Here is a 21,237-nt window from a genome sequence, read left to right as displayed (position 1 = left end):
CGCCACTCGCCACCCAAAGAGCAAGCTCTTCTGTGCTGCCGTTCGACTTGCATGTGTTAGGCCTGCCGCCAGCGTTCAATCTGAGCCATGATCAAACTCTTCAATTTAAAGTTTGATTTGCTGCAACGAGTGCAGCGATGCTCTGTGAATTAAACTTCGTAATGAATTACGTGTTCACTCAGCAAAGACTTGATATTTTTTACGTCCGGAGACGTTGATATCAATCCTGCGAGTGCCCACACAGATTGTCTGATAAATTGTTAAAGAGCGGTGCGACGCGGCGTTCAGCCTGCTGTCGCGAGGTGGCGTATATTACGCTTTCCTCCTTCAGAGTCAAACACTTTTTTCAGCGTTTTTCTCCGGCGGGGTGAATCGCTTCACGCCCTGCTGAGCCGCCTGCGTTGCCGCTTTGCCGTCTCAGTGGTGGCGCATTATAGGGCGAACTTATGGAAGCGCAAGTGCAAATTTCAACTTTTTTACTGTTCGCTTAAGATTTGTGCAGAAGACCTGATTTCAGGCCTTTTTCATGCGCGCCGGCAGGTCTGCGAGACTATCAATCACCCAGTCCGCGGCCGCTTCGCCTTCGGCGGTGACCGGCTTACCACTGCGCACCAGCACTTTGGTTCCCACGCCTGCCGCCTTTGCTGCCAGCATATCTTCCAGCTTATCGCCCACCATATAAGAAGCCGCCATATCGATATTCAGGTGTTTCTGCGCCGAAAGCAGCATGCCCGGTTGCGGCTTGCGGCAATCGCAAGTCTGGCGGTACTCCACGACCGTTGCATCAGGCAGATGCGGACAGAAATAGATGCCGTCGAGATCGACATCGCGATCGGCCAGCGACCAGTCCATCCACTCGGTGAGCTGCATAAACTGATCTTCGGTAAACATGCCGCGCGCGATGCCAGACTGGTTAGTTACCAGCACCAGCGCGTAGCCCATCTTCTTTAACGCCTGCAGCGCTTCAATGGTGCCATCAATAAACTGAAAATTGTCGATCTCATGAACATAGCCGTGATCGACATTCAGGGTGCCATCACGATCGAGAAAAATAGCCGGGACTGGGTTCGCCACGTAGAAACTCCTGCTGCAAATAGTGCCGCGCAGTATCGCATGATTGCGCGTACCGTGAGAATGGCAGATTGAATGACTTTGATTGATTTAGCCGTCTGGATGCCTTACCATCCATCCAGATTTCGCCTGCCCCGGCGGCGCGAAGACCGATACACCACGGACAACGCAACACGATAACAATTAAACTAATGATTAAACTCGAAAATATCACCAAAGTGTTCCAGCAGGGTTCACGCACTATTCAGGCGTTGTCAAACGTTAGCCTGCACGTGCCTGCCGGACAAATTTATGGCGTCATCGGTTCATCCGGTGCCGGTAAAAGTACGCTCATCCGCTGCGTCAACCTGCTGGAGCGCCCGACATCCGGTCGTGTGCTGGTTGACGGTCAGGATCTCACCGCGCTCTCTTCCGGGCAGTTAACGCTGGCGCGCCGCCAGATTGGCATGATCTTCCAGCACTTCAACCTGATGAACTCCCGCACCGTGTCGGGCAACGTTGCGCTGCCGCTTGAGCTGGGTAACCTTTCACGCGAGGCGATCAAAAAGCGCGTCAGTGAGCTGCTGGAGCTGGTCGGTCTGGCGGACAAACACGACAGCTGGCCGGCGAATCTGTCCGGCGGTCAGAAACAGCGCGTCGCAATTGCCCGTGCGCTGGCCAGCAATCCGAAGGTCCTGCTGTGTGATGAAGCCACCAGCGCGCTGGACCCGGCCACCACCCGCTCGATTCTGGAGCTGCTGAAAGACATCAACCGTCGGCTCGGCATCACTATTCTGCTGATCACCCACGAGATGGATGTGGTGAAACGCATCTGCGATCAGGTAGCGGTGATCAGCAACGGCGAACTGATTGAAAAAGACAGCGTCAGCGAAGTGTTCTCGCACCCGAAAACGCCCCTGGCCCAGCAGTTTATTCAGTCAACGCTGCATCTGGATATTCCGGATGATTACCAGCAGCGCATGCAGGCGAGCGCGGGCACTAACAGCGTGCCGCTGCTGCGGCTGGAGTTCACCGGTAAATCGGTGGATGCGCCGCTGCTGTCAGAAGCCGCGCGCCGTTTCAACGTCAATAACAACATTATCAGTGCCCAGATGGATTACGCCGGTGGCGTGAAGTTCGGCATCATGCTGGCCGAAATGGACGGCAGTGAAACAGATACACAAGCCGCTATTGCCTGGCTGAAAGAAAATCATGTGAAAGTAGAGGTGCTGGGTTATGTCTGAAGCGATGCTGTGGTTACTGACGCGTGGCGTCTGGGAAACGCTGATGATGACCTTCGTTTCTGGTTTCTTTGGCTTTGTGCTTGGCCTGCCGGTTGGCGTACTGCTGTACGTCACGCGTCCGGGGCAGATTCTGGCCAACACTGCGCTGTATCGCGTGCTGTCAGCCATCGTCAATATTTTCCGTTCTATTCCTTTCATTATCCTGCTGGTGTGGATGATTCCGTTTACCCGCGCCATCGTCGGCACCTCCATTGGTCTGCAGGCGGCCATCGTTCCGCTGACCGTGGGCGCGGCGCCGTTTATCGCCCGTATGGTGGAGAACGCACTGCTTGAGTTGCCGACCGGACTGATTGAAGCCTCGCGCGCCATGGGTGCCACACCGCTGCAGATCGTGCGTAAAGTGCTGCTGCCGGAAGCGCTGCCAGGGCTGGTGAATGCCGCTACAATTACCCTGATTACGCTGGTGGGCTACTCCGCCATGGGTGGTGCTGTGGGCGCGGGCGGTCTGGGCCAGATTGGCTATCAGTATGGTTACATCGGCTATAACGCCACCGTGATGAATACCGTGCTGATTTTGCTGGTGGTGCTGGTGTATTTAATTCAGTTCTGTGGTGACCGCATCGTGCGTGCGGTGTCACATAAATAAGCAAACAACATCAATAGTCCTCTATTAAGGAAAGGATATGTCTTTCACATTTAAAAAGATTGCCGCTGTGGGTGCTCTGATTGGCGCGATTGCGCTGGCAGGATGCGATCAGAAAGAGAAAGATCCCAACCACATTAAAGTGGGTGTGATTGTCGGGGCTGAGCAGCAGGTTGCGGAAACTGCCGTGAAAGTCGCGAAAGAGAAATACGGTCTCGATGTTGAACTGGTTACCTTTAACGATTACGTGCTGCCTAACGAAGCGCTGAGCAAAGGCGATATTGACGTTAACGCCTTCCAGCACAAGCCGTACCTCGATCAGCAGATCAAAGACCGCGGCTACAAACTGGTGCCGGTCGGCAACACCTTCGTTTATCCGATTGCCGGCTACTCGAAAAAAATCAAATCGCTGGATGAGCTGCAGAACGGTGCGCAGATCGCTATCCCGAACGATCCAACCAACCTCGGTCGCTCTCTGCTGCTGCTGCAGAAAGTGGGCCTGATCAAACTGAAAGATGGCGTGGGCCTGCTGCCAACCTCACTGGATATCACTGAGAATCCAAAGAACCTGAAGATTGTTGAGCTGGAAGCGCCACAGCTGCCACGTTCACTGGACGATCAGCAGATTGCGCTGGCGGTGATCAACACCACTTACGCCAGCCAGATTGGCCTGACCCCGGCGAAGGACGGCATCTTTGTCGAAGATAAAGACTCGCCGTACGTGAACCTGATCGTTAGCCGCGAAGACAACAAAGACGCGGAGAACGTGAAGAAGTTTGTTGAGGCTTATCAGTCAGACGAAGTGTCTGAAGCCGCCAACAAAATCTTCAACGGCGGCGCAGTGAAAGGCTGGTAATTATCCCTTTCATGCGGTGCAGGGCGGCTTCGGCCGCCCTTTCTATTTCAGCATGTGGCAGCTGACTTGTTATTTCTGGTCGTCCTTGTTTCAATAACGCCACTTTATATTACATGAGGATGTTGCCATGCGTTTTTTACCGCTCTGCTTGTTGGCATTGATGCTGACCGGGTGCGTGCGTGAATATCACCCAATAAGCAGTGCTCCGTCTCGCCCGCAGCAATCAACCAGCGAACCTCAGCGCAAACCGGCTGCGCGTCCGGCCCCGGTGAAGATCTATACCGATGCGACCGATCTGGTCAGCAATCCGTTCCGCGATCTGGGCGAAGTGTCGGGTGATGATTGCCAGAGCAGCACCCAGGACTCACCGCCGAACCTCAATACCGCGCGTAAACGCCTGCAGATTAAAGCGGCCGGCATGAAAGCCAACGCCGTGCTGCTGCACAAGTGTGAAATTGTCTCCAGCACGCCAGGCTGCTATCGCCAGGCGGTATGCCAGGGTTCCGCGCTGAAAGTCTCCAATCAATGAGTGAATTTGCCTTTGCGCAAATCGGCGTGATCCGTTCGCCGTGGAAAGAGAAATTTGCCGTACCGCGCCAGCCGGGTCTGGTGCAGGACGGCGGTGGCGAACTGCATCTGCTGGCGCCGTACAATCAGCCTGAAGCGGTGCGTGGACTGGAGGCATTCAGCCATCTGTGGGTGCTGTTCGTCTTTCACCAGACCATGGATGGCGGCTGGCGTCCAACCGTACGCCCGCCGCGCCTCGGCGGTAATGCCCGCATGGGCGTATTTGCCACCCGCTCGACCTTTCGCCCCAATCCTATCGGCATGTCGCTGGTTGAGCTCAAAGGCATCCGCTGCGAGCAGCAACAGGTAGTTCTGCAATTAGGCAGCCTCGATTTGGTGGACGGCACCCCTGTGGTGGATATCAAGCCATACCTGCCCTTCGCCGAAGCGCTGCCTGAGGCGCGCGCGGGATTCGCTCAGAGCGCGCCCGACGCCAGCATGCCGGTGCGTTTCTCCGCGCAGGCGCAGCAGCAGTTGCAACAGCAACAACGCCACTACCCGCAGCTGGCGCGCTTTATCACTGAAGTGCTGGCGCAGGATCCGCGCCCGGCTTATCGCAAAGGTGAAAGCCCTGGCCGTGAATATGCCGCCTGGCTGCTCGACTTTAATGTGCGCTGGCGCATTGACGCGGCGGGAACCGAGGTGATCGCGCTCGATCCGCGCTAAAACAAGCTTTTGAGTGACGGATCTCGCTGGTACACTAGCCGCCAGCAAATTTTTTGTTCGTATCCTTCCGTACAACTGGAATCGTAAATTAATGCGTACTACTCAATATCTGCTCTCCACCCTGAAGGAGACGCCTTCCGATGCTGAAGTGATCAGCCACCAGCTGATGCTGCGCGCCGGTATGATCCGCAAACTGGCTTCCGGTCTCTATACCTGGCTGCCGACCGGTATTCGCGTGCTGCGAAAAGTTGAAAACATCGTGCGCGAAGAGATGAACAACGCCGGTGCGATTGAGATCTCAATGCCGGTGGTTCAGCCAGCCGATTTGTGGGAAGAGAGCGGTCGCTGGGAGCAGTACGGCCCGGAGCTGCTGCGCATTAAAGACCGCCACGAACGTCCGTTTGTGCTGGGTCCGACCCATGAAGAAGTGGTCACCGACCTGATCCGCAACGAGCTCAGCTCCTATAAGCAGCTGCCGCTCAACGTCTATCAGATCCAGACCAAATTCCGTGATGAAGTACGCCCGCGTTTTGGCGTGATGCGTTCGCGCGAATTCATCATGAAGGATGCGTATTCGTTCCACACCTCGCAGGAGTCGCTGCAGGAAACTTACGATGCGATGTACCGCGCCTACAGCCAGAGCTTCAGCCGCATGGGGCTGGATTTCCGCGCCGTGCAGGCCGATACCGGTTCGATTGGCGGCAGCGGCTCGCATGAGTTCCAGGTGCTGGCGCAGAGTGGTGAAGATGATGTGATCTTCTCCAGCGAGTCCGATTACGCAGCCAACATTGAGAAAGCCGAAGCGCTGGCACCTGCCGGTGAGCGCCCGGCGGCAACGCAGGCGCTGACGCAGTTCGCTACGCCAAACGCGAAAACCATCGCCGAGCTGGTCGAACAGCATCAGATCCCGGTAGAAAAAACGGTGAAAACGCTGATTGTGAAAGCCAGCGAAGAGAGCGGTCATTCGCTGGTTGCGCTGCTGTTACGCGGCGACCACGAGCTCAACGAAATCAAAGCCGAGCATCTGGACATTGTGGCCGCGCCACTGGAAATGGGCAGCGAGGAAGAGATTCGCGCCGCCATCGGTGCCGGTTTTGGCTCTCTCGGTCCGGTCGGTCTGACCATCCCGGTGATTGCTGACCGCACCGTGGCAAAAATGAGTGACTTCGCGGCAGGCGCCAACATTGATGGCCAGCACTATGCCGGCATCAACTGGGGCCGCGATCTGCCAGAAGCACGCGTAGAAGATATTCGTAACGTGGTAGAAGGCGATCCGAGCCCGGATGGTAAAGGCGTGCTGATGATTAAGCGCGGCATTGAAGTCGGCCACATCTTCCAGCTCGGCACCAAATATTCGGACGCGATGAAAGCAGCGGTACAGGGTGAAGATGGTCGCAACCAGATCATGACCATGGGCTGCTACGGTATCGGTATCACCCGCGTCGTGGCGGCGGCTATCGAACAGAACCACGACGAGCGCGGGATTATCTGGCCAGCGGCGCTGGCACCGTTCGAAGTGGCGATTCTGCCGATGAACATGCACAAATCCTTCCGCGTGAAAGAGCTGGCGGAACAGCTGTACAACGAGCTGCGCGCCAAAGGCATCGATGTCATTCTTGACGATCGTAAAGAGCGTCCGGGCGTGATGTTCGCCGATATGGAACTGATCGGCGTACCGCACACTATCGTGATTGGCGATCGCAACCTGGATAACCAGGAGATCGAGTACAAAGCCCGCGCCGCCAGCGAGAAGCAGATGATCAAGCAGCACGACATCGTCGACTTCCTCAGCCGCGCCCTCAACAAGTAATCCCCTGACGCCTCCTGCCGGAGGCGTTTTTTTTAGCGTAGCTTGCCGCGCAGCGCCTTCACATTGCTGCGTCGTGATTTACCTTCCAGCCGCCGCTCTCTGGACGCCCGCGTCGGGCGCGTCGCGCGGCGCACTTTCTCCACCGTCGTCAGCTCGCGTATCAGGTTGATCAGCCGCTGCAGCGCCGCTTCGCGGTTCATCTCCTGGCTGCGATACTCCTGCGCTTTGATAATCACCACGCCATCGGCGCTGATCAAATGGTGGTTCGCCTCCAGCAGCCGTTGTTTATAAAACGGCGGTAGCGACGAGGCGTGAATATCGAAGCGCAGATGGATAGCGGTCGACGTCTTATTGACGTGCTGGCCGCCCGCGCCCTGAGCGCGAATGGCACTGAGCTCCACTTCATTGTCCGCAATTGAAACACTACGTGACAGCACAATCATCTGCCACCTGCCGTTATCAGCGCGGTTGTATCTGGAAATAACCTGTTCATCAACTTAACCTTTTGTGCGCCGCCAGGCTGGCTGAGACCAGTGCTGGCTGTCACTTTTTGCCCTTTCTTTGCCACCTTCCCTGCGCCCCCTGGCTGATTTCCAGCGAACCCCTGTGATATAGTCGCATATCAACCAGAGTATTGATGCTCTGCTGAGGAGGTGTATGTGCAAAAGTATTGTGAGTTAGTTCGCCAGAAGTATGCCGGGATTGGCAGCGGCGACCTGGGGTATGTGCCAGATGCGATCGGATGCGCACTGAAAGCACTCAATGATATTGCCGCTAATTCTGCGCTAAACTCTTCTGTCAGGGAACAGGCAGCGTATGCCGCTGCAAACTTATTGGTGAGCGACTATGTTGACGAATGAAGCCTACAAACCCATCAACTGTGATGACTACGACAACCTCGAGCTCGCCTGTACCAAACACTGGACGCTGTCGCTGGAGCTCAAAAACGGCGACCAGCTGAAAGCGAAAGCCGTGGACATGGTCTCACGTAAAAACGTCGAGTATCTTGCGGTCGACCTCTCCGGTGAAACGCGCGAGCTGCGTCTCGACCACATCGCCAGCTTCAGCCATCCTGAGCTGGGCACCGTTATCGTCAGCGAAGACGAATAATCTCTCCCCGGGCGGGAAAGCTATTCCCGCCCACCTCGCTTAAGGCTGCAGCGAAGCGTAGTACGCCGCTAAATCATCCATATCCTGATCGCTCAACCCGGCCACAAAGGCTTTCATCACCTCTGCCTGACCGCCACTGCGCTCGCCTTTTTTGTAGGCCTGCAGCGAATGCAGCAGGTAGGGCGCATGCTGTCCGGCCAGATTAGGGTAAAGCGGCACCGCGCTCTTACCTTCCGCGCCATGGCAGGCCATACAGCTGGCGGCTTTCTGCGCGCCGGCCCTGACGTCGCCCTGCGCAAACGCCGGCAGCGCAGCAGCCAGTAGCGCCGCGACAATCCACTGTTTCATCATTGCTGTTCCTTTTTAGGGTGTTGACCAGATCGCCTGCCAGCCTTGCGTCTCGCCCGCCGCGCCTGCGCGGGTGACAAACAGCCCCGGCGCAGCAATCAGCGTCTGGTTGTAGTAAATCAACGGAATGCGTTCGCGCTGCCACGGCGGGACGCCCAGCTCCTGCCACAGTTTTTTCATTTCGCGACCACCAGCCCGGCCGACAACATGGTGATAGCCGTGGGCCTGAAAGCGCACAATAACCTGCTCATCCGCCGCCGGCTGGCGCAGTACCGCCTGCGCCGGACTGGCGCGCAGTTCACCCAGCCCATCAGGCAAAATTAATGGCTGCGTCAGCGGCTGCCAGGTTAGCGAGTGCTGACTCAGTGAGTGCTGTCGCGGCAGCCAGTAAAGCCGCTCCCGGTAGCGCCGCAGTTCGTGCGCGCCAAAGCGCAGACACGGCTGCGCATCATCACGGCTGTGCATCACCTCGTCGGTAATGCGCTGCAGCGCGTCGCGCGCGGGCATTGCGCCACCGCGTTCGCCAATCCAGCGCCGCAGCAGCGCGTGCCGCCGCGCCTCGCTACAGGCCAGCAGCGGCGGAAAATGCAGTGCGCCCTGGGCATCGGTCAGCTGCGCCAGCTGCTCGCTGAGCAGCTCATCCAGCAATTGCTCCTGCTCACCGCATAGCGCTGCGCTGCGGGCGCTGGCCGTGCTGAAGTGCGGCCAGCGCGCCTGCAGCAGCGGCAGCACTTCCTGGCGCAGGAAATTGCGATCGTAGCGACGGTCAGCATTGCTCTCATCGTCAATCCAGTCCAGCTGGTACCCGACAGCGTAAGCTTCCAGCTGCTGACGGCTGAGGTTGAGCAACGGGCGCAGATGCCAGTGGCCGTTAACCTGCCGCTGCTGCGGCATCGCCGCCAGACCAGCCGGACCACTGCCGCGTTTCAGCGCCAGCAGCAGCGTTTCAGCCTGGTCATCGAGGTGCTGAGCAGTAAGTAAGTACTCACCGGGTTGCAGGTGTGTGAATAACGCCTGATAGCGCGCCGTGCGGGCTGCGGCTTCGATCCCGCCGGCGCGAGCGTCCACCTGCACGCGCAGCACCTCGCAGGGAATTTGCCACTGCTGACACTGCTGCTGGCAGTGCGCCGCCCAGCGATCGGCGTTGGGGCTTAAACCATGATGCACGTGTAATGCGCGCACGCGCAGCTGCGGCTGCTGGCGTTGCCAGCTCACTAACTGATGCAGCAGGACGCTGGAATCGAGCCCGCCGCTGAATGCCAGCACGCAGCGGGCATCGGCTGGCAGCAGCGCAGCAAGATGAGAAAAGGACATGCACGCATTCCGTTGAGGTGAACCGCCGGATTGCGGCTCACTGCGCGCGCTATTTTACGCCTGATACAACTCCAGCGGCAAACCATCCGGATCGGGGAAGAAGGTGCAGGCTTTACCGGTGAGAGCATCGATGCGGATCGGCTCGCACACCACGCCCTTTTCTGCCAGCGCGGCAACCGACTGTTCGACATCATCCACACAAAACGCCAGATGGCGCAGCCCGCACGCTTCCGGCCCGCTGACGCGCGGCGGCGGCGCAGGAAACGAGAACAGCTCAATGGTATAGACGCCATTAAGGCCAAGGTCGCCTTTCCATGAGTCGCGCTCAGCGCGATAGTATTCACCCAGTAGCTCAAAGCCCAGCACGTCGCAGTAAAACGCCTTACTGCGCTGATAATCGGTGGCAATAATGGCGATGTGGTGGATCTGTTTTATCTGCAGCATAGCGGCTCCGAAAGTATTCTGAGCCGCTTAGCCTACGTGCCCGGCGCGGCGCTGAAAAGAGGCAATTATCTGAAGTTAGCGCACAGGTTCGTCGCGCAGCACGCGCACCAGATAGCGACCGTCGTCGGTGAGCGTGGCACCGTGAATATCCGTTTCAAAGCCGGGATAGTGCCGCCCGATGGTACAGAGCATCAGCAGGAAATCCAGCACCGCCCGGCTCTGCTCGGTAATCATCTCGCCCGGCATCACCAGCGGCACGCCTGGCGGATAAGGCAGGATCATGTTGGCTGAAATCCGCCCGACCAGCTCGCGAATGTCCACGGTTTCCACCTGTCCCTGCACCTGTCGCTGAAACGCCTGGTGCGGCGTCATCTTCATCTCCGGCAGAACGTCGAATGCCCGCAGCATCAGACGCGGCAGATCATGCTGCAGGATCAGCTGATGAATGCCCTGCGCCAGCGTCTGGATGCGCATGTTACGGTAGAAGTCAGGATCTTCAGCATAGAGATCCGGCAGCATGTTTTTTACCCGTAGGTTGAGATCGTAGGCGCGTTTGAACTCCGTCAGTCCGCGCAGCACGCTCATCGCTTTGGTTTTATCGATGCCAATGCTGAACAGGAACAGCAGATTGTACGGCCCGGTCTTTTCCACCACGATGCCACGCTGGTCGAGGAATTTCGCCACCAGCGCGGCCGGAATGCCCTCTTCCGCCATCTGGCCCAGTTCGCTCATGCCCGGCGTGAGAATGGTGACTTTGATGGGATCGAGATACATATGATCGCGATCGGCGTGGGTAAAGCCGTGCCACGCCTCGTCGCCCGGCTGAATCGGCCAGCATTCGGCTTCATCCACCTGCTCCGGCTGCCAGATATCAAAGAACCAGCCGTCACACTCTTCGCGCAGCCGCTGGATCTCGCGGCGAAAATGCAGCGCGCGCTCCACCGAGCGATTAATCAGCCGCCGGCCCGGATTACCGCGCAGCATCGCCGCCGCGGTCTCAATCGAAGAGACGATCGCGTAGCTCGGCGAGGTGGTGGTGTGCATCATGTAGGCTTCGTTGAAGGTGTCGTGATCGTAATCGCCCTTGATGTGAATCAGCGACGCCTGTGAGAACGCCGCCAGCAGTTTGTGAGTCGACTGGGTTTCATAGATCACCTTGCCGGGGATGCGCTCGCCGCTCATGCCGCTTTTGCCGCTGTAGATAGGGTGAAAATTGGTGTAAGGCACCCAGGCGGAATCGAAATGGATGGACGGCACGTCCAGCGTCTGTTTGATGTATTGCGTGTTATACAGCAGACCGTCGTAGGTTGAGTTGGTGATCACTGCATGCACCGGCCAGCTGGCGCGCGGGGTAGCGTTAACTTTCTGCTGGATGCTGTCGCGGGTGAATTCGCGCTTAGGGATGCCACCCAAAATGCCCAGCGCGTTGCGCGTTGGTTTGAGCCAGATGGGGATGATGTCGCTCATCATCAGCAGATGGGTCAGCGATTTGTGGCAGTTGCGGTCAATCAGCACCGTGCTGCCGGCCGGTGCGGCGTACATTCCGACGATTTTATTCGAGGTCGACGTGCCGTTGGTGACCATATAGCTCTGTTCAGCGCCAAAGGTGCGCGCCACATACTCTTCTGCTTCGAGGTGCGGACCGGTGTGATCGAGCAGCGAGCCCAGTTCGGTGACCGAGATCGAAACATCCGCTTTCAGCGTGTTGGCGCCGAAGAAATCATAGAACAGGCTGCCGACCGGGCTTTTCTGAAACGCCGTGCCGCCCATGTGGCCCGGCGTGCAGAAGGTGTATTTCCCCTCTTTGACGTAGGTGAACAGCGCTTTGGTCAGCGGCGGCATAATTTTGTCGATGTACTCATCGGTGTACTGCCGGATATGCAGCGCGATATCGTCAGCGGCGTTGAGCGCGTATTCGAAGAAGTGCAGCGCCATGCGCATTTCATTAATGCTGACATCCATCTGCGAATGGGTGTTGATGAAGGCATACAGCGGCAGTGATTCGTTAAGCTGATTGATGTCGCTGCACAGCGCCAGGCTGTAGTCGTCCCAGTCAAATATCACCCCGCAGACGCGCGGGTTGTGTTCAATCAGTTTCAGCAGGTCGCTGGCATTGTTGGGATAAACGGTCTGGAAACCCTGCAGCTTCAGCGCCGCGTCCAGTTCGCGAATCGGTTCATCTTTGTAGAACGCGCCGTGCGGTCCCATGATCGCAATAATATTCAATGCTCACCTCCTGTGGTGTTGTCGCACGGAATAAGGATAGCGAAAAGTGGCGGGTGAATGTTCCGGAATAGCGCCGTTGTTGGCCTGATGTTTGTCAGCGATGCATCTCAGGTCGCCATGAATGGCGCCCCTACAGGATCACTGCCCGGTTTTTCCCAGGGTGCGCATTGAGGTACAAACAGGCATAAAAAAAGCGGACCGGGGTCCGCTTCTGTGAAGGCTTTTCGGCGCTTACGCGTAGCCGTAGCTCATAAGGCGCTGATAGCGGCGGTTAAGCAGCTCTTCCGTGCTCAGCACATCGAGATCGGCCAGATCGGCCAGCAGCTGCTGCTTGAGCGCTGCCGCCATGTCCACCGGATGACGGTGCGCGCCGCCCAGCGGTTCCGGGATGATCGAATCGATCAGCTTCAGCTCTTTCAGACGCCCGGCGGTAATGCCCATCGCTTCTGCGGCCAGTGGCGCTTTGTCGGCGCTCTTCCACAGAATCGACGCACAGCCTTCCGGTGAGATCACCGAATAGGTGCTGTACTGCAGCATATTCACTTTATCGCCAACGCCAATCGCCAGCGCGCCGCCGGAGCCGCCTTCGCCGATCACGGTACAGATCACCGGGATCTTCAAACCGGACATCTCGCGCAGGTTGCGGGCAATCGCTTCAGACTGACCGCGCTCTTCCGCACCGACGCCCGGATAGGCACCCGGCGTGTCGATGAAGGTGATCAGTGGCATCTTAAAGCGCTCGGCCATCTCCATCAGACGCAGTGCTTTACGGTAGCCCTCGGGTGCTGGCATACCGAAGTTACGCCGGATTTTCTCTTTGGTTTCGCGGCCTTTCTGATGGCCAATGACCATCACCGGACGCCCATCCAGACGAGCGATGCCGCCGACAATGGCTTTATCATCGGCATAGGCGCGGTCACCGGCCAGCTCGTCAAAATCGTCAAACGCATTGCGGACATAGTCCAGCGTATAAGGACGCAGCGGATGGCGCGCCAGCTGCGCAACCTGCCATGCACCCAAATCGGAGAAGATTTTACGGGTCAGCTCGACGCTTTTCTCGCGCAGACGCTGCACTTCTTCATCCAGATTAATATCGTGTTTCTCATCCGAACGACCAATCGATTTCAGCGAGTCGATTTTCGCTTCCAGTTCAGCGATTGGCTGTTCAAAATCCAGGTAATTAAGACTCATAATGTTCCTGTTTTAGTCAAACTCCAGTTCCACCTGCTCCGACCCTACTAACGACCGCAAATCGTTGAGTAAACGATCGCTGGGCGAAATACGCCACGCTGCACCAAAGCGCAGCTTCGCCCGCGCATCTGCTCTCTGATAATAGAGATGCACCGGAATGGTCCCGGAGCGATGAGGCTCCAGAGACTGGCGGAGACGGTTTAAAAGCTGGTCATCAATTTGCCTGTCCGTCAGCGAGATAGCAAGTCCGCGCGCGTATTTTTCCCGCGCTTCGTCGATGTCCATGACTTCCCGGGCGGTCATTTTAAGCCCACCGCTAAAGTCATCAAAGCTGACCTGTCCACTGACGATCAGGATACGGTCCTTCTCCAGCAGCTGCTGGTATTTATCTAACGCATCGGTAAATAACATCACCTCGAGACGGCCAGAGCGGTCGTCAAGAGTACAGATACCAATTCGGTTGCCGCGCTTGGTGACCATGACGCGGGCGGCAATCACCAGCCCGGCCGCAACGGTCACTTTACCACGTTCTGTTGGATGCATGTCTTTCAGGCGCATGCCGCCAACGTAGCGCTCAATTTCTTTCAGATACTGATTGATCGGATGGCCGGTGAGATACAGACCGAGCGTCTCACGCTCGCCATCCAGCTGCACCTGTTCCGGCCACGGCGTTATGGCCGCGTAAGATTGCTCAACCTGCTCGGGCTCTTCGGCCAGCACGCCGAACATATCCGCCTGTCCCGTCGCTTCGGCTTTGGCATGCTGATCCGCCGCCTTCAGGGCGTCACCCAGCGCGCTCATCAGCGCCGCGCGGTGCGGGCCAAGACGATCGAACGCGCCGGACATGATCAGTTTTTCCATCACGCGACGGTTGATCTTTTTGGTGTCGGTGCGTGCGCAGAGATCAAACAGCTCTTTAAAGTAGCCGCCCTGATTACGCGCTTCGAGGATCGCTTCGATCGGCCCCTCACCCACGCCTTTGATGGCGCCGATGCCGTACACGATTTCCCCGTCATCGTTGACGTGGAACGGATAGAGCCCGGAGTTAATGTCTGGCGGCAGCACTTTCAGCCCCATGCGCCAGCACTCATCCACCAGTCCAACCACCTTCTCGGTGTTATCCATATCGGCGGTCATCACCGCCGCCATGAACTCGGCCGGATAGTGTGCTTTCAGCCACAGCGTCTGATAGGAGACCAGCGCATAAGCAGCAGAGTGCGACTTGTTAAAGCCGTAGCCTGCGAACTTCTCCACCAGATCGAAGATTTTCATCGACAGTTCGCCGTTGATGCCCATCTTCTCAGCACCGTCCTGGAACACCGAACGCTGCTTGGCCATCTCCTCTGGTTTCTTTTTACCCATGGCACGACGCAGCATATCCGCGCCGCCCAGCGTATAGCCGGACAATACCTGGGCAATCTGCATCACCTGTTCCTGATAGAGGATGATGCCGTAGGTCGGCTCCAGCACCGGCTTCAGGCTCTCATGCTGCCACTGAATGTCCGGGTAGGAGATGGCTTCACGGCCGTGCTTACGGTCAATAAAGTTATCGACCATGCCCGACTGCAGCGGCCCCGGACGGAACAGCGCCACCAGTGCGATCATATCTTCGAAGCAGTCCGGCTTCAGGCGCTTGATCAGATCTTTCATGCCGCGCGATTCAAGCTGGAACACCGCGGTGGTTTCCGAGCGTTGCAGCATGTCGAAGCTTTTTTTGTCATCCAGCGGGATGGCGGCGATATCGATCGGCGGTAAACCCTGCTTTTCGCGCCGCGGATTGATCATCTTCAGCGCCCAGTCGATGATGGTCAGCGTGCGCAGGCCGAGGAAGTCAAACTTCACCAGTCCGGCGTATTCCACGTCGTTTTTATCGAACTGGGTGACCGGGAACTGGCCGTTCTCATCGCAGTACAGCGGCGCAAAATCGGTGATTTTGGTCGGCGCAATGACCACGCCACCGGCGTGCTTGCCGGCGTTACGCGTGACCCCTTCCAGCTTGCGCGCCATGTCGATCAGCGCTTTGACTTCTTCGTCAGCTTCGTAGATCTCCGGCAGCTGCGGTTCCGCCTGGAACGCTTTTTCCAGCGTCATGCCCGGATCCGGCGGGATCAGTTTTGAGATGCGATCAACAAAGCCGTACGGATGACCCAGCACCCGGCCGACGTCGCGAATCACCGCTTTCGCCGCCATGGTACCAAAGGTGATAATCTGCGACACCGCATCGCGGCCGTACATCTCAGCCACGTGATCGATCACCTGGTCACGTTTTTCCATGCAGAAGTCGACGTCAAAGTCGGGCATCGAGACACGTTCCGGGTTAAGGAAACGTTCGAACAGCAGGTCAAACTCCAGCGGATCGAGATCGGTAATTTTCAGCGCGTAGGCCACCAGCGAACCGGCACCGGAACCACGCCCCGGTCCGACCGGAATACCGTTGTCCTTTGACCACTGGATAAACTCCATCACGATCAGGAAGTAGCCGGGGAAGCCCATCTGGTTAATGACGTTGAGCTCGATGTCGAGACGCTCGTCATACTCCGGCCGGCGTTCGGCACGCACCTTCTCATCCGGGAAGAGAAACGCCAGGCGCTCCTCCAGCCCTTCGCGCGACTTCATCACCAGAAAATCTTCGGTCGACATGTCGCCGGTCGGGAACTGCGGCAGGAAATATTCGCCGAGGCGCACCGTGACGTTACAACGCTTAGCAATCTCTACGCTGTTTTCCAGCGCTTCCGGGATGTCCGAGAACAGCTCGCACATCTCCTCTTCGCTGCGCATATATTGCTGAGGACTGTAGTTGCGCGGACGTTTAGGATCGTCCAGCGTGTAGCCGTCGTGAATCGCCACGCGGATTTCATGGGCATCAAAATCTTCTTCGTTGAGGAAGCAGACTTCATTGGTGGCCACCACCGGCACCGATTCAGCAATCGCCAGCTCAACCGCGGCGTGCAGATAGGCCTCTTCATCTGGCCGGCCGGTACGCGTTAGTTCCAGATAGTAGCGGTTAGGGAAATGCTGCTGATAGAAACTCAGGCACTGCGCCACCAGCGCGTTATTGCCGCGCAGCAGGCTGCGACCGACGTCACCGCGCCGTCCGCCCGACAGCAGAATCAACCCTTCGCCCAGCTCCAGGAGCCAGTCGCGATCGATAATCGGTCCGGCGATACCGTAACCGCGCTGGTAAGCGCGCGAAATCAGTAGCGTCAGATTCTGGTAACCGGTGTTATTAGCGGCCAGCACGGTGAGCTGCGTCAGCTCATCGCCCATCAAATCGCTGGCCACCTGGAAGTCAGCCCCGACGATCGGTTTGATACCGGCGCTGTGCGCGCTGCCATAAAAGCGCACCAGCCCGCACAGGTTGGTGTAGTCGGTGATGGCAATGGCTGGCATGCCGAGCGCGGCCGCCTTTTTTACCAGCGGCCCGGTCTTGGCCAGACCATCGACCATGGAGTAATCGCTGTGTACGCGCAGATGTATAAAACGAGGTTCAGCCATATCAGTTTCCGGTTAAAACAGCGTCAGGCTATTAAAGCGTAGTCGGCTGGCGCGCGGCCAGCACATCAGCATCAATCAGGGCGTTACGCACCGGCGCAAAGCTGCGGCGGTGGTGAGGTGTGGCACCAAACTGCGTCAGTTTTTCCATGTGCAGCGCGGTCGGATAGCCTTTGTGCTGGGCGAAACCGTACTGCGGAAACAGCAGGTCCAGCTCGGCCATTTCACGGTCGCGCGTGACTTTGGCAATAATCGAGGCAGCGCTGATTTCCCGCACCAGGCTATCGCCCTTCACCACCGCCTGCGACGGCATTGGCAGTGCCGGACAGCGGTTGCCATCAATCAGGACAAAATCCGGTGCAATATGCAGACCGGCAACCGCGCGCTGCATCGCCAGCATGGTGGCGTGCAGGATGTTCAGCTGATCAATCTCTTCCGGCTCAGCGCGGCCCAGGCTCCACGCCAGCGCTTTCTCTTTGATTTCATCAAACAGCGCAAGGCGGCGCTTTTCAGACAGCTTTTTGGAATCCGCCAGGCCGGCAATCGGCTGCGCCGGATCGAGGATCACGGCGGCAGTCACCACGGCACCGACCAGCGGGCCACGTCCGACTTCATCAACGCCGGCAATCAGCCGGGCGTCAGGATAGATAAATTCAGCCATTGGCAATCTCCAGTACCGCATCCGCCGCCTGTTCGTCGGCGTTCCAGCGAATCTGCTGATGCAATTGGGTGAAAGTGGCCAGCAGCGCGTCACGCTCCGGACCGGCATGCAGCAGCGGCTCCAGCGCCGCGGCTAACGCTGCAGGCTGGCACTCCTCCTGCAGCAGCTCCTGCACCAGCTCACGGCCGACCAGCAGGTTAGGCAGCGAAACGTACGGGGTTTTCACCAGCCGCTTCGCCAGCCAGAAGGTGAACGGCTTCATACGATAGCCCACCACCATCGGGCATTTCGCCAGCATGCACTCCAGCGCTGCAGTGCCGGAAGCCAGAATCGCTGCGTCGCTGGCGATCATCGCCTGGCGCCCTTTGCCATCCAGCAGGTGCATTGGCAATTCCGGCGCGACGCTGGCTTTGATCTGCTCGAACTGCGCGCGCCGCTTCGCGTTAACCAGCGGCACCACGATCTCCAGCGCCGGATAGCGCTGGCGCAGCAGCTGTGCAGCGCGCAGGAAATCGGCGCTGAGCATCTCCACTTCCGCGCCGCGGCTGCCCGGTAGCAGGCCAAGGCACAGCGCATCATCAGCAATGCCTAATTCACGCCGCGCGGCCAGTTTGTCCGGCTGCAGCGGCATCGCATCGGCCATGGTGTGCCCGATGAAGCGGCACGGCACGTTGTAGCGATCGTAAAACGCTTTTTCAAAAGGCAGAAACGCCAGCACCAGATCGGTGTTGCGGCCAATTTTGAACACGCGCTTTTGTCGCCAGGCCCACACGGAGGGACTGACGTAATGAATGGTGCGAATGCCGGCACGCTTGAGGTTGCCTTCCAGCGTGATGTTGAAATCCGGGGCATCGATGCCGACGAAGACATCCGGCCGCAGCTCGGTAAAGCGCTGGGTTAAATCCTTGCGGATGTGCAGCAAACGGCGCAGGCGGCCAAGCACCTCAACGATGCCCATTACCGCCAGCTCTTCCATCTCGTACCAGGCTTCGCAGCCTTCGGCCTGCATCAGCGGACCGGCAACGCCAACGAAGCGCGCGTCAGGATGGCGCGCTTTTAGCGCACGAATCAATCCGGCACCAAGAATATCGCCGGAGGTTTCTCCGGCGACCAGGGCAATCGTTAAGGGACGCACTGACATGAATTAACGAATCAATCCACGGGTAGAACGGGCAAAGAAGTCGTAGAAAGGCTGCACTTCGCTATGAAGTTTAGCCAGTTCTTCAATCTCCGGCTTCACTTCATCCAGCGTTTTACCGCTGCGGTACAGCAGCTTGTACGCGTTACGAATGGCGTGCAGTGCTTCTTTGCTGAAGCCACGACGCTTCAGGCCTTCGATATTGACACCGAACGGCGTGGCATGGTTGCCCTGCGCAATCACATACGGCGGCACGTCTTGCGCGACGCCGGAACAACCGCCTACCATCACGTGGGCACCAATGGTGCACCACTGGTGCACCGCCGTCACGCCGCCGATGATGGCAAAATCATCCACGGTAACGTGGCCGCCCAGCGTTACGTTGTTGGCCAGAATACAGCGATTGCCGATCACGCAGTCATGAGCAATGTGCGCATTGACCATCAGCAGGTTGTCGCTGCCGACTTTGGTCAGGCCGCCACCCTGCGTGGTGCCACGATGAATGGTGACGCTCTCGCGGATGCGGTTGCGATCGCCGACTTCAACGCGGGTCGGTTCACCGGCATATTTCAGATCCTGATTCACTTCGCCAATCGAAACGAACTGGTAGATCTGGTTATCTTTACCGATACGCGTGTGGCCATTCACCACCACGTGCGATTTCAGCACCGTGCCTTCGCCAATTTCCACGTTCGCTCCGACAACACAAAACGGACCGATTTGGACGTTGGCGCCGATCACCGCACCTTCTTCAATGATGGACGTTGGATGGATGCTGGCGGTTGAATCAATCACTAATTATGCCTCCCGGCTACGGGCACACATCATGGTCGCTTCACAGACAATCTTACCGTCTACGGTTGCCACGCCTTTGAAGCGCGTCAGGCCACGGCGGGTCTTCTCGAAGGTGACTTCCATGATCATCTGGTCGCCCGGCACTACCGGACGCTTGAAACGGGCTTCATCGATACCGGCGAAATAGTACAGCTCGCCCGGTTCCAGTTTTCCAACGCTTTTAAACGCCAGAATACCGGTCGCCTGCGCCATCGCTTCCAGGATCAGAACGCCTGGGAAAATCGGTTTACCAGGGAAGTGTCCCTGGAAAAACGGTTCATTAACAGAAACGTTCTTTACCGCACGCAGGTATTTATGCTCTTCAAATTCCAGCACGCGGTCAACCAGCAAAAACGGATAGCGGTGCGGCAGCAGTTCTAAAATCTCTTCAATTTTCAGAGTATGCGTTTCAGTTGTCAAAATACTCTTCCTGTCCTAAAAAATCTGATGGCAACAATAACACGGCCTGCACCGATCAAAATGATCTTTCGCAGGCCGCAAATCAGTTCAGTGGCGTTTCGCTTACCATGATACCTGCTGCCGCACTCTGGTTAACCCCGAGGTGAAAGAAGGTACGCTGCTTTATTATGAAAGCGGGTAGAGCCGGGATGTGCTCAGTCGTCTTTGCCGACCTTGCGTTCGATGGCTTTTAAGCGTTTGCTCATGTCATCGATGTTCATCACCAGCGCTGCCGTTTTACGCCAGGTTTTGTTGGGTTGCAGCGGGATACCCGATGAGTATACCCCAGGCTCTGTGATGGGACGCATGACCATGCCCATGCCGGTTACCGTCACTTTGTCACAGATTTCCATATGGCCGTTAATGACGCTGGCTCCGCCAATCATACAGTAACGCCCAATCTTCAGACTACCCGCCATGATCACACCACCGGCAACCGCGGTGTTATCACCAATCACGACGTTATGCGCAATCTGACACTGGTTGTCTATGATAACACCATTGCCGATCAGAGTGTTATCCAGCGCACCGCGATCGATCGTGGTACAGGCACCAATTTCTACCCGATCGCCAATCACAACGGTGCCCAGCTGAGGAATTTTCACCCAGTTGCCGCGGTCGTTAGCATAACCGAAACCATCGGCACCAATCACGGTGCCAGACTGAATCAGACAATCCTGACCAATCTGGATCTCATGATAAACCGTAACGTTGGCCCACAAACGGGAACCACGGCCAATGCGCGTGCGCTTGCCGACAAAGCAGCCGGCGCCAATCACCACGTCATCACCCAACTCAACGCCGGACTCGATGACCGCGTTAGCGCCCACCGAGACATTGTTCCCCAGCTTCGCGCTCGGATCGATCACGGCGCTGGGCGCGATATTTTGCGCGGGCTGCGGCGTGGTGTCCAGCAGTTGTGCCATGCGGGCATAAGTCAGGTAAGGGTTTTTCACCACCAGCGCGGCGGTTTTACACCACTCCAGATCCGCTTCCGTCAGCACCACGGCTGAGGCCTGAACCTGTGCGAGCTGCTCGCGGTAGCGGCTGTTGGCAAGAAAAGTGATTTGACCAGGGGTGGCGGATTGCATAGAAGCAATGCCGGAGATGGCGATATCGCCATCTCCGTGCAATTCTGCATCCAACTGCTGGGCTAAATCAGCCAGTCGAATTGATGACATCGA

At 57.5% G+C, this 21,237-nt stretch carries 21 protein-coding genes and 1 rRNA gene; 8 read left to right on the top strand and 14 right to left on the bottom strand.

The window, feature by feature from the left end:
- Both F3I21_RS15575 and gmhB read right to left on the bottom strand, forming a co-directional pair.
- Positions 1 to 107 (bottom strand): 16S ribosomal RNA (locus tag F3I21_RS15575); the annotation flags it as partial.
- A 406-nt stretch (positions 108 to 513) separates the two neighbouring features.
- Positions 514 to 1,074 carry a D-glycero-beta-D-manno-heptose 1,7-bisphosphate 7-phosphatase gene (gmhB, locus tag F3I21_RS15570; protein WP_141496279.1) on the bottom strand — a complete coding sequence of 187 codons (561 nt, stop codon included), beginning with the start codon at positions 1,072 to 1,074 and terminating at the stop codon, positions 514 to 516.
- A 188-nt stretch (positions 1,075 to 1,262) separates the two neighbouring features.
- Between gmhB and metN the strand changes: the two genes are divergently transcribed.
- The 6 genes from metN to proS all read left to right on the top strand — a co-directional run bounded on the left by metN (position 1,263) and on the right by proS (position 6,836).
- The gene (gene metN / locus F3I21_RS15565) at positions 1,263 to 2,294 is read left to right on the top strand and encodes a methionine ABC transporter ATP-binding protein MetN (RefSeq protein WP_150059276.1); all 1,032 of its coding nucleotides are present in this window, start codon (positions 1,263 to 1,265) and stop codon (positions 2,292 to 2,294) included.
- Positions 2,287 to 2,940: a methionine ABC transporter permease MetI gene (locus F3I21_RS15560; protein WP_021507464.1), complete on the top strand. Its 654-nt coding sequence runs from the start codon at positions 2,287 to 2,289 to the stop codon at positions 2,938 to 2,940. Before metN ends, F3I21_RS15560 begins: the two co-directional genes overlap by 8 nt.
- Before the next feature lie 37 nt (positions 2,941 to 2,977).
- Positions 2,978 to 3,793 (top strand): MetQ/NlpA family lipoprotein, encoded by an 816-nt coding sequence (locus F3I21_RS15555; protein ID WP_021507465.1) that lies wholly within the window; start codon positions 2,978 to 2,980, stop codon positions 3,791 to 3,793.
- Between the two features lie 127 nt (positions 3,794 to 3,920).
- On the top strand, positions 3,921 to 4,322 hold the full coding sequence (rcsF, locus tag F3I21_RS15550; protein ID WP_021507466.1) for an Rcs stress response system protein RcsF: 402 nt from the start codon (positions 3,921 to 3,923) through the stop codon (positions 4,320 to 4,322).
- Complete coding sequence (gene tsaA / locus F3I21_RS15545; RefSeq protein ID WP_150059275.1) at positions 4,319 to 5,026, top strand: tRNA (N6-threonylcarbamoyladenosine(37)-N6)-methyltransferase TrmO; 708 nt, start codon at positions 4,319 to 4,321, stop codon at positions 5,024 to 5,026. Before rcsF ends, tsaA begins: the two co-directional genes overlap by 4 nt.
- Positions 5,027 to 5,117: 91 nt before the next feature.
- Entirely contained in the window at positions 5,118 to 6,836 is a 1,719-nt protein-coding gene (proS, locus tag F3I21_RS15540; RefSeq protein ID WP_058759538.1) for a proline--tRNA ligase, read from the top strand.
- 32 nt (positions 6,837 to 6,868) lie between these two features.
- On the opposite strand, the gene arfB is transcribed toward proS, so the two are convergent.
- On the bottom strand, positions 6,869 to 7,279 hold the full coding sequence (arfB, locus tag F3I21_RS15535; RefSeq protein WP_021507469.1) for an alternative ribosome rescue aminoacyl-tRNA hydrolase ArfB: 411 nt from the start codon (positions 7,277 to 7,279) through the stop codon (positions 6,869 to 6,871).
- 216 nt (positions 7,280 to 7,495) lie between these two features.
- Here arfB and F3I21_RS15530 point away from each other — a divergent pair, with 216 nt between their 5' ends.
- The gene (locus tag F3I21_RS15530) at positions 7,496 to 7,696 is read left to right on the top strand and encodes a YaeP family protein (protein ID WP_021507470.1); all 201 of its coding nucleotides are present in this window, start codon (positions 7,496 to 7,498) and stop codon (positions 7,694 to 7,696) included.
- Positions 7,683 to 7,946 (top strand): Rho-binding antiterminator, encoded by a 264-nt coding sequence (rof, locus tag F3I21_RS15525; RefSeq protein WP_021507471.1) that lies wholly within the window; start codon positions 7,683 to 7,685, stop codon positions 7,944 to 7,946. Before F3I21_RS15530 ends, rof begins: the two co-directional genes overlap by 14 nt.
- Before the next feature lie 39 nt (positions 7,947 to 7,985).
- Here rof and F3I21_RS15520 read toward each other — a convergent pair whose 3' ends face one another.
- From F3I21_RS15520 to lpxD, 11 genes are all read right to left on the bottom strand, one after another.
- Complete coding sequence (locus tag F3I21_RS15520) at positions 7,986 to 8,294, bottom strand: cytochrome c (protein ID WP_058780481.1); 309 nt, start codon at positions 8,292 to 8,294, stop codon at positions 7,986 to 7,988.
- Positions 8,295 to 8,309: 15 nt separating this feature from the next.
- Positions 8,310 to 9,608, bottom strand: a complete 1,299-nt coding sequence (gene tilS, locus F3I21_RS15515) for a tRNA lysidine(34) synthetase TilS (protein ID WP_150059274.1) — start codon at positions 9,606 to 9,608, stop codon at positions 8,310 to 8,312.
- Positions 9,609 to 9,662: 54 nt separating this feature from the next.
- Complete coding sequence (locus F3I21_RS15510) at positions 9,663 to 10,052, bottom strand: VOC family protein (RefSeq protein ID WP_058770579.1); 390 nt, start codon at positions 10,050 to 10,052, stop codon at positions 9,663 to 9,665.
- A gap of 75 nt (positions 10,053 to 10,127) precedes the next feature.
- A complete protein-coding gene (locus F3I21_RS15505; RefSeq protein ID WP_150059273.1) occupies positions 10,128 to 12,278 on the bottom strand; it encodes a lysine decarboxylase LdcC in 2,151 nt (716 codons plus the stop codon).
- 231 nt (positions 12,279 to 12,509) lie between these two features.
- Complete coding sequence (gene accA / locus F3I21_RS15500) at positions 12,510 to 13,469, bottom strand: acetyl-CoA carboxylase carboxyl transferase subunit alpha (protein ID WP_021507476.1); 960 nt, start codon at positions 13,467 to 13,469, stop codon at positions 12,510 to 12,512.
- Between the two features lie 12 nt (positions 13,470 to 13,481).
- Positions 13,482 to 16,964 carry a DNA polymerase III subunit alpha gene (dnaE, locus tag F3I21_RS15495; RefSeq protein WP_150059272.1) on the bottom strand — a complete coding sequence of 1,161 codons (3,483 nt, stop codon included), beginning with the start codon at positions 16,962 to 16,964 and terminating at the stop codon, positions 13,482 to 13,484.
- 31 nt (positions 16,965 to 16,995) lie between these two features.
- On the bottom strand, positions 16,996 to 17,622 hold the full coding sequence (gene rnhB / locus F3I21_RS15490) for a ribonuclease HII (protein ID WP_104188150.1): 627 nt from the start codon (positions 17,620 to 17,622) through the stop codon (positions 16,996 to 16,998).
- On the bottom strand, positions 17,615 to 18,763 hold the full coding sequence (lpxB, locus tag F3I21_RS15485) for a lipid-A-disaccharide synthase (protein WP_150059271.1): 1,149 nt from the start codon (positions 18,761 to 18,763) through the stop codon (positions 17,615 to 17,617). Before lpxB ends, rnhB begins: the two co-directional genes overlap by 8 nt.
- A 3-nt stretch (positions 18,764 to 18,766) precedes the next feature.
- A complete protein-coding gene (lpxA, locus tag F3I21_RS15480) occupies positions 18,767 to 19,555 on the bottom strand; it encodes an acyl-ACP--UDP-N-acetylglucosamine O-acyltransferase (RefSeq protein ID WP_021507480.1) in 789 nt (262 codons plus the stop codon).
- Between the two features lie 3 nt (positions 19,556 to 19,558).
- Positions 19,559 to 20,014, bottom strand: coding sequence for a 3-hydroxyacyl-ACP dehydratase FabZ (gene fabZ, locus F3I21_RS15475; protein WP_013507953.1), 456 nt, complete (start codon positions 20,012 to 20,014; stop codon positions 19,559 to 19,561).
- Between the two features lie 194 nt (positions 20,015 to 20,208).
- The gene (gene lpxD, locus F3I21_RS15470; RefSeq protein WP_021507481.1) at positions 20,209 to 21,234 is read right to left on the bottom strand and encodes a UDP-3-O-(3-hydroxymyristoyl)glucosamine N-acyltransferase; all 1,026 of its coding nucleotides are present in this window, start codon (positions 21,232 to 21,234) and stop codon (positions 20,209 to 20,211) included.
- Between the last annotated feature and the right edge of the window lie 3 nt (positions 21,235 to 21,237).

The organism is Pantoea sp. B_9 (genome assembly GCF_008632015.1).
Lineage (GTDB): Bacteria > Pseudomonadota > Gammaproteobacteria > Enterobacterales > Enterobacteriaceae > Pantoea > Pantoea dispersa.
Note: the sequence above shows the minus strand (reverse complement) of the source record. Positions and strands in the feature narration are given on the sequence as shown.

Bases quoted from the DNA above. Each gene is read 5' to 3' on its own strand.
- arfB (WP_021507469.1), bottom strand. From the start codon at position 7,279: ATGATTGTGCTGTCACGTAGTGTTTCAATTGCGGACAATGAAGTGGAG.
- lpxD (WP_021507481.1), bottom strand. From the start codon at position 21,234: ATGTCATCAATTCGACTGGCTGATTTAGCCCAGCAGTTGGATGCAGAA.
- dnaE (WP_150059272.1), bottom strand. From the start codon at position 16,964: ATGGCTGAACCTCGTTTTATACATCTGCGCGTACACAGCGATTACTCC.
- accA (WP_021507476.1), bottom strand. From the start codon at position 13,469: ATGAGTCTTAATTACCTGGATTTTGAACAGCCAATCGCTGAACTGGAA.
- F3I21_RS15520 (WP_058780481.1), bottom strand. From the start codon at position 8,294: ATGAAACAGTGGATTGTCGCGGCGCTACTGGCTGCTGCGCTGCCGGCG.
- tsaA (WP_150059275.1), top strand. From the start codon at position 4,319: ATGAGTGAATTTGCCTTTGCGCAAATCGGCGTGATCCGTTCGCCGTGG.
- proS (WP_058759538.1), top strand. From the start codon at position 5,118: ATGCGTACTACTCAATATCTGCTCTCCACCCTGAAGGAGACGCCTTCC.
- rcsF (WP_021507466.1), top strand. From the start codon at position 3,921: ATGCGTTTTTTACCGCTCTGCTTGTTGGCATTGATGCTGACCGGGTGC.
- rnhB (WP_104188150.1), bottom strand. From the start codon at position 17,622: ATGGCTGAATTTATCTATCCTGACGCCCGGCTGATTGCCGGCGTTGAT.
- F3I21_RS15510 (WP_058770579.1), bottom strand. From the start codon at position 10,052: ATGCTGCAGATAAAACAGATCCACCACATCGCCATTATTGCCACCGAT.
- F3I21_RS15555 (WP_021507465.1), top strand. From the start codon at position 2,978: ATGTCTTTCACATTTAAAAAGATTGCCGCTGTGGGTGCTCTGATTGGC.
- tilS (WP_150059274.1), bottom strand. From the start codon at position 9,608: ATGTCCTTTTCTCATCTTGCTGCGCTGCTGCCAGCCGATGCCCGCTGC.
- F3I21_RS15560 (WP_021507464.1), top strand. From the start codon at position 2,287: ATGTCTGAAGCGATGCTGTGGTTACTGACGCGTGGCGTCTGGGAAACG.
- rof (WP_021507471.1), top strand. From the start codon at position 7,683: ATGTTGACGAATGAAGCCTACAAACCCATCAACTGTGATGACTACGAC.
- lpxB (WP_150059271.1), bottom strand. From the start codon at position 18,763: ATGTCAGTGCGTCCCTTAACGATTGCCCTGGTCGCCGGAGAAACCTCC.
- metN (WP_150059276.1), top strand. From the start codon at position 1,263: ATGATTAAACTCGAAAATATCACCAAAGTGTTCCAGCAGGGTTCACGC.